The organism is Paracoccus sp. SCN 68-21, assembly GCF_001724535.1.
In the GTDB taxonomy this organism is placed as follows: Bacteria; Pseudomonadota; Alphaproteobacteria; order Rhodobacterales; family Rhodobacteraceae; genus Paracoccus; species Paracoccus hibiscisoli.
In genome coordinates, this window is sequence record NZ_MEES01000060.1 from 25150 (window position 1) to 31483 (window position 6334).

General features: G+C 68.4%; 5 protein-coding genes. 3 read left to right on the forward strand and 2 right to left on the reverse strand.

Annotated features, from left to right (window positions below; all coding sequences use genetic code 11):
* Both ABS73_RS13180 and ABS73_RS13185 read right to left on the reverse strand, forming a co-directional pair.
* Positions 1 to 717 carry a FadR/GntR family transcriptional regulator gene (locus ABS73_RS13180; RefSeq protein WP_277021476.1) on the reverse strand — a complete coding sequence of 239 codons (717 nt, stop codon included), beginning with the start codon at positions 715 to 717 and terminating at the stop codon, positions 1 to 3.
* A 3-nt stretch (positions 718 to 720) separates the two neighbouring features.
* A complete protein-coding gene (locus tag ABS73_RS13185) occupies positions 721 to 2142 on the reverse strand; it encodes an FAD-binding oxidoreductase (protein ID WP_277021479.1) in 1422 nt (473 codons plus the stop codon).
* Positions 2143 to 2225: 83 nt separating this feature from the next.
* Here ABS73_RS13185 and denD point away from each other — a divergent pair, with 83 nt between their 5' ends.
* Genes denD through ABS73_RS13200 form a run of 3 tightly spaced genes read left to right on the forward strand, consistent with a single transcriptional unit; the run spans position 2226 to position 5850 of the window.
* A complete protein-coding gene (denD, locus tag ABS73_RS13190; protein WP_277021480.1) occupies positions 2226 to 3203 on the forward strand; it encodes a D-erythronate dehydrogenase in 978 nt (325 codons plus the stop codon).
* On the forward strand, positions 3200 to 4081 hold the full coding sequence (locus ABS73_RS13195) for an NAD(P)-dependent oxidoreductase (RefSeq protein WP_277021483.1): 882 nt from the start codon (positions 3200 to 3202) through the stop codon (positions 4079 to 4081). The genes denD and ABS73_RS13195 overlap by 4 nt, the downstream gene beginning before the upstream one ends.
* On the forward strand, positions 4078 to 5850 hold the full coding sequence (locus ABS73_RS13200; RefSeq protein ID WP_277021486.1) for an IlvD/Edd family dehydratase: 1773 nt from the start codon (positions 4078 to 4080) through the stop codon (positions 5848 to 5850). Before ABS73_RS13195 ends, ABS73_RS13200 begins: the two co-directional genes overlap by 4 nt.
* Positions 5851 to 6334: the final 484 nt, after the last annotated feature.

A 6334-nucleotide genomic window follows, 5' to 3' on the forward strand; every position in this document is an offset into this window, starting at 1 on the left:
TCAAAGATAGAACTCCACCCGCAGGGCGATGCGTTCGGCAGAGCCGGCCATATGCGCGCGCATCGCGGCCCGCGCGCGGACCGGGTCGCGCGCGGCGATGGCATCGCGCACGGCGGTGTGTTCCCGTTCGACGATGGCCACGATCTCTTCCAGGCGGATGCGTTCGCGCGACCGCACGATGGTCTGCAGGATGCGGTCGGACACGGCGCCCAAAAACTGCACGAAGTAATCGTTGCCGGTGGCGGCCGCGATGATCCGGTGGAATTCCAGATCCGCCAGAATGCCGTCATCCGCGGTGTCGTCGGTGACCCGCATCCGGGCCAGGGCCGCATCCATCTGGCGCAGATGCTCCGGGCCGTGACCGGCGGCGGCCAGACCCGCCGCCTCGATCTCCAGCGGCACGCGCAGCTGGAACAGGTCGCGAAACGCATGCCCGTCGCTGTCGGCGCGGTCGTCCAGGCGGATGTGCCGCGTGGGCCGGTCGATGACAAAGGCGCCGACGCCCTGGCGCGTCTCGATCATGCCCTCGTTGCGCAGCTGGGCGATCGCCTCGCGGATGACGGTGCGGCTGACGCCGAAGCTGCGCGACATGGCGTTTTCGGTCGGCAGCCGGTCGCCCGGTTTCAGGTCGCCCTGCTGGATCTGGCGGGCGAATTGCGCCGCGATCCGGGCGGGCAGATGTTGGGTCCGCAGGATCTGCGTCGGTGCGTCCTGCATGGCCTAACCCTTCACGGGATCGAACTGACATCCCGGGTTCATGATCCGCCCCGGGTCGACGGCCTGCTTGATTGCCTCCAGCAGGCTGCGCTGCGGGGCGGGCAGGCGCGCCTCGAAATCGGCCTTTTTCAGGCGCCCGATGCCATGTTCGGCGCTGATCGAGCCGCCGAATCGATCCAGGACCTGATGCAGAATGCCCTTGGCCCGCGATATCTGGTCATCGACGCTATCCGGCCCAAGCGCATGATCAGGCAGCACATTCAGATGCACATTGCCATCGCCCACATGGCCATAGGACACGCAGGTGCAGCCGGGCAGCTGCGCGGTCACGGCGGCCTCGACCTCGGCCACGAACTGGGCCAGCCGCGACAGAGGAACCGAGACGTCGCTGCGCAGATGCTTGCCGCGCCGGGCCTGCCCCTCGTTCATGCCCTCGCGCACCGCCCACAGGGCCGCGGCCTGCGCCTGCGATTGGGCGGCAACCCCGTCCAGCGCCAGCCCATCGGCAAACACCCCCTCCAGGAAGCGCGCCATCAGATCGTCGATATCGACCAGCCCCGATCCGGAAATCTCGATCAGCGCATAGGCCGGATGCGTGTCGGCCATCGGCAGGGTCAGGTCAGGCCGCGCCTCGCGCGCCAGGGTAAAGGCCAGCGGCGGCATGAACTCGAACGCCGACATCAGGTCGCAGCATTCGCGCCGCGCGCGACGATAGAGGGTGATGGCATCCTCCAGCCGGGGCAGGGCCACCAGCGCGGTCGCCACCCGGTCGGGCGCGGGCGTCAGCTTGACCGCGACGGCGGTGATGATGCCAAGCGTGCCCTCGGCCCCGATGAACAGCTGCTTCAGGTCGATGCCGCGATTGTCCTTGCGCAGCCCCGACAGCAGGTCCAGCACCCGGCCATCGGGCAGCACCACCTCCAGCCCCAGCACCAGCTCCCGCGTCATGCCATAGCGCAGCACGTTCACGCCCCCCGCATTGGTCGAGACATTGCCCCCGATCCGGCACGACCCCTGCGCACCAAGGGTCAGGGGAAAGAACAGCCCCTCGGCGGCTGCGGCCTGTTTCAGATCGTGCAGGATCGTCCCCGCCTCGACCACAGCCGAGAAATTGTCGGCGTCCAGCGCGCGGATGCGGGTCATCCGCTCCAGCGACAGCACGACTTGGCCGGTATCGGGCATCGCGCCCAGCACCAGCCCGGTATTGCCCCCCTGCGGCACGATCCCAAGATCCAGCGCCGCCGCGGCCCGCACGCAGTCCTGCACCTGCGCGGTGTCGCGCGGGCGCAGCACCGCCAGCGCCGCGCCCTGCGCATCGCCGAACCAATCGCGGCAATAGGGGGCCGTGTCCGGGCCGGTCAGCACCATGTCGGCGCCCAGCATCCGGGTCAGCCGGTCCGCGTCGGTTTCAGCGATCGTGTGCATCGGGGTTCTCTCTTGGCTTGCAGTCGGCAGGTTATCAGACAATCATACCAGTCCGAGGGGGCGTCGTCCATGACGGGGGGAACATGCACATTCTGATCACCGGCGCTGCCGGGATGCTGGGCCGCAAGCTGGCCGAACGGGTGGCCCGTGACGGTGGGCTGGGCGGCCGACCGGTCACGGCGATGACGCTGATCGACGTGGTGGCGCCGACCGCGCCTGACGGGTTCGGGGGAACCGTCACCTGCCTCGATCTGGATCTGGCCGCGCCCGACGCCGCCACGCGGCTGATCGACGCGCGCCCCGACGTGATCTTTCACCTGGCCGCCATCGTCTCGGGCGAGGCCGAGGCGGATTTCGCCAAGGGCTATGCCATCAACCTGGACAGCACCCGCGCCCTGTTCGAGGCGATCCGCCTGGCCAGGGCCGACTACCACCCGCGCGTGGTGTTCGCCTCCTCCATCGCGGTGGTCGGCGCGCCCCTGCCCGACGCGATCCCGGATGATTTTCACACGACGCCGCTGACCAGCTATGGCACGCAAAAGGCCATCTGCGAGCTGCTGCTATCGGATTACACCCGGCGCGGGTTCCTGGACGGCATCGGCATCCGCCTGCCTACGATCTGCATCCGCCCCGGCCCGCCGAACAAGGCGGCGTCGGGGTTCTTTTCCAACATCCTGCGCGAACCTCTGGTGGGGCGCCCCGCGATCCTGCCGGTGCCCGACACGATCCGGCACTGGCATACCTCGCCGCGCTCAGCGGTGGGGTTCATGATCCATGCGGCGACGATGGATTTGGCGGCGGTCGGCCCACGGCGCAACCTGTCGATGCCCGGCCTGTCCGCCACCGTGGCCGACCAGATCGAGGCTCTGCGCCGTGTCGCGGGCGACGCGGCCGTGGCCCTGATCCGGCGCGAACCGGACGCGGCCATCACCGCCATGTGCGAAGGCTGGGCCCCGGGGTTCCAGGCCACGCGCGCCCGCGCCCTGGGCTTTACCGCCGAGGACAGTTTTGACGCCATCATCCGCGCGCATATCGACGACGAACTGGGGGGACGCCTGTGACCAAGATCGCATTTCTGGGGACCGGCCTGATGGGCGCGCCGATGGTGCGCCGCCTGCTGGGCGCGGGCCATGCCGTGACCGTCTGGAACCGCGCGGGTGACAAGGCCCGCGCCCTGCAGGAAGGTGGCGCACAGGTGGCGGACGACCCGGCGCAGGCCGTGGCGGGCGCGCGCATCGTCTTTACCATGCTGTCGGACGGACCCGCCGTGGCGCAGGTGTTGTTCGACCGCGGGGTGGCGGCCGCGATGGACCGGGGGGCGGTGCTGATCGACACCTCGTCGATCGCACCGGATCTGGCGCGCGATCACGCGCGACGGCTGGCGCAGCTGGGGGTCGACCACGTGGACTGCCCCGTCTCGGGCGGGGTGGTCGGCGCGCAGGAGGGGTCGCTGGCGCTGATGGCCGGGGGCGATGCGGCGGTGATCGCCCGGATCGCAGATGTGATGGCCCCCCTGGGGCGGCTGACCCATGTCGGCCCGTCCGGCGCGGGCCAGGTCTGCAAGCTGGCCAACCAGCAGATCGTCGCCGTGACCATCGGCGCCGTGGCCGAGGCGATGATGCTGGTCGAGGCCGGGGGCGCCGACCGCGCCCGGTTCCGCGACGCGATCCGGGGCGGTTTCGCCGAAAGCCGCATCCTGGAGCTGCACGGAGGCCGCATGGTCCGGCGCGATTTCGCCCCCGGCGGGCTGTCGCGCCTGCAACTGAAGGATCTGGATTCCGTCACCGACCTGGCCACCGCCACCGGCCTGACCCTGCCCCTGACGCAGGCGGTTCGCGCGGCATTCGCCGATTTCGTGGCCGCAGGCCATGGCGAGGTCGACCACAGCGGGTTGCTGCTGCACCTTGAGGCGATGAACGGCACGGGGGCCGCATCATGACCGCCCCGCGTCGCCTGCGATCACAGGACTGGTTCGACAATCCTGATCATGCCGACATGACCGCGCTGTATCTGGAGCGGTTCATGAACTATGGCACCACGCCGGAGGAGCTGCGATCGGGCCGCCCGATCATCGGCATCGCGCAATCGGGCAGCGACCTGAACCCCTGCAACCGCCACCATCTGGATCTGGCGAAACGGGTCCGCGACGGCATCCGCGACGCCGGCGGCATCGCCATCGAATTCCCCAGCCATCCCCTGTTCGAGAATTGCAAACGCCCCACCGCCGCGCTGGACCGCAACCTGGCCTATCTGGGTCTGGTCGAGCTGCTGTACGGCTATCCCTTTGACGGGGTGGTGCTGACGACGGGCTGCGACAAGACCACGCCATCGGCCATCATGGCGGCGGCAACGGTGGACATCCCGGCCATCGTGCTGTCGGGTGGCCCGATGCTGGATGGCTGGCACGAGGGGCATCTGGTCGGCTCGGGCACGGTCATCTGGCAATCGCGCCGCAAGCTGTCCGCCGGAGAGATCACCCGCGACGAATTCCTGCAATCGGCCTTGGACAGCGCGCCGTCGATCGGGCATTGCAACACCATGGGCACGGCGTCCACCATGAACGCCATCGCCGAGGCCCTGGGCATGTCGCTGACCGGCTGCGCGGCGATCCCCGCCGCCTATCGCGAACGTGGCCAGATCGCCTATCGTACAGGCCTGCGCGCGGTCGAGCTTGTGCGCGAGGATATCCGCCCCTCGCAGATCCTGACGCGGGCGGCGTTCCTGAACGCGATCCGGGTCAATTCGGCCATCGGTGGCTCGACCAATGCGCAGCCGCATCTGATGGCGATGGCCCGTCATGCAGGCGCCGACCTGCGCCCCGAGGATTGGCAGGCGCATGGCTATGACGTGCCGCTGCTGGCCAATGTCCAGCCCGCCGGTGCCTGGCTGGGTGAGCGGTTCCACCGCGCGGGCGGCGTGCCCGCCGTGATGTGGGAGCTGCTGCAGGCGGGGGTGCTGGACGGCGATTGCCCCACCGTGACCGGCCTGACCATGGCCCGGAACCTGGAGGGCCGCGAAAGCACGGACCGCGAGGTGATCAAGCCCTATGACGCGCCGATGATGGCGCGGGCGGGGTTTCTGGTTCTGCGTGGCAACCTGTTCGATTTCGCGATCATGAAGACCAGCGCCATATCCGACGATTTTCGCGCCCGCTATCTGTCTCAGCCGGGGCAAGAGAACATCTTCGACGCGACGGCCTTCGTCTTTGACGGATCGGCCGATTACCACGCCCGCATCAACGACCCCGCGCTGCCGATCGACGCGGATTCGATCCTGGTGATCCGGGGCGCCGGTCCTCTGGGCTGGCCGGGTGCCGCCGAGGTGGTGAACATGCAGCCGCCCGACCGCCTGATCCAGGCGGGCATCCGCAGCCTTCCCACCCTGGGCGACGGCCGGCAATCGGGCACCGCCGACAGCCCGTCCATTCTGAACGCCTCGCCCGAAAGCGCGGCGGGTGGGGGGCTGGCCTGGCTGCGCACCGGCGACTGCATCCGCATCGACCTGAACCAGGGGCGATGCGACATGCTGGTGGACGAGGCCGAGATCGCGCGCCGCAAGGCCGACGGCATCCCCGCCACCCCCGCATCCGCGACGCCCTGGCAGCGGATCTATCGCGACACTGTCACGCAGCTGTCCGAAGGCGCCACGATCCGCGACGCCGAGGATTTCACCCGCATCTCATCGACCCTGCCTCGCCACAATCACTAACCCAATGCGCTGCCCGGCCGCACCCATGACCGCCTGGCCGCATTGTGGCGAGAGGGCTGCGGCTCGGCTTTCGCGGGAGAAATCGCGGTTCCGGTCGCGGATGGCCGATACGCGCTTATGTCTGCTCTCGTTCGGCTGGCCTCGGAGCTGCCCTCTGACGGACCCAGTTACGGTGCCCATCAACCAGATATCGCAAAACGTCTGCGGATCATGCAGCGAGGTCACGCCGAGCGGCAAATGCAGGGTGATACGGTCACAGCTCACCGCGCTTTGCTTATCCAACGGTGTCAACCGGTCCGAAGACAGGACCGACAGCGTTTGCGCCGCTACGAAACACTGGCCACCTTTCGAGGTGTCGCTGAACAAAGCCGTATGCCTGCTATCAAATTAAAGCGTTTCTGCAAAAACCGGAATCATGGGATTCCCAAAGGGGTCTGCTTGTGATTCATCCTCCCAGAAAGGATGAATCATGTCAGCACCTTTA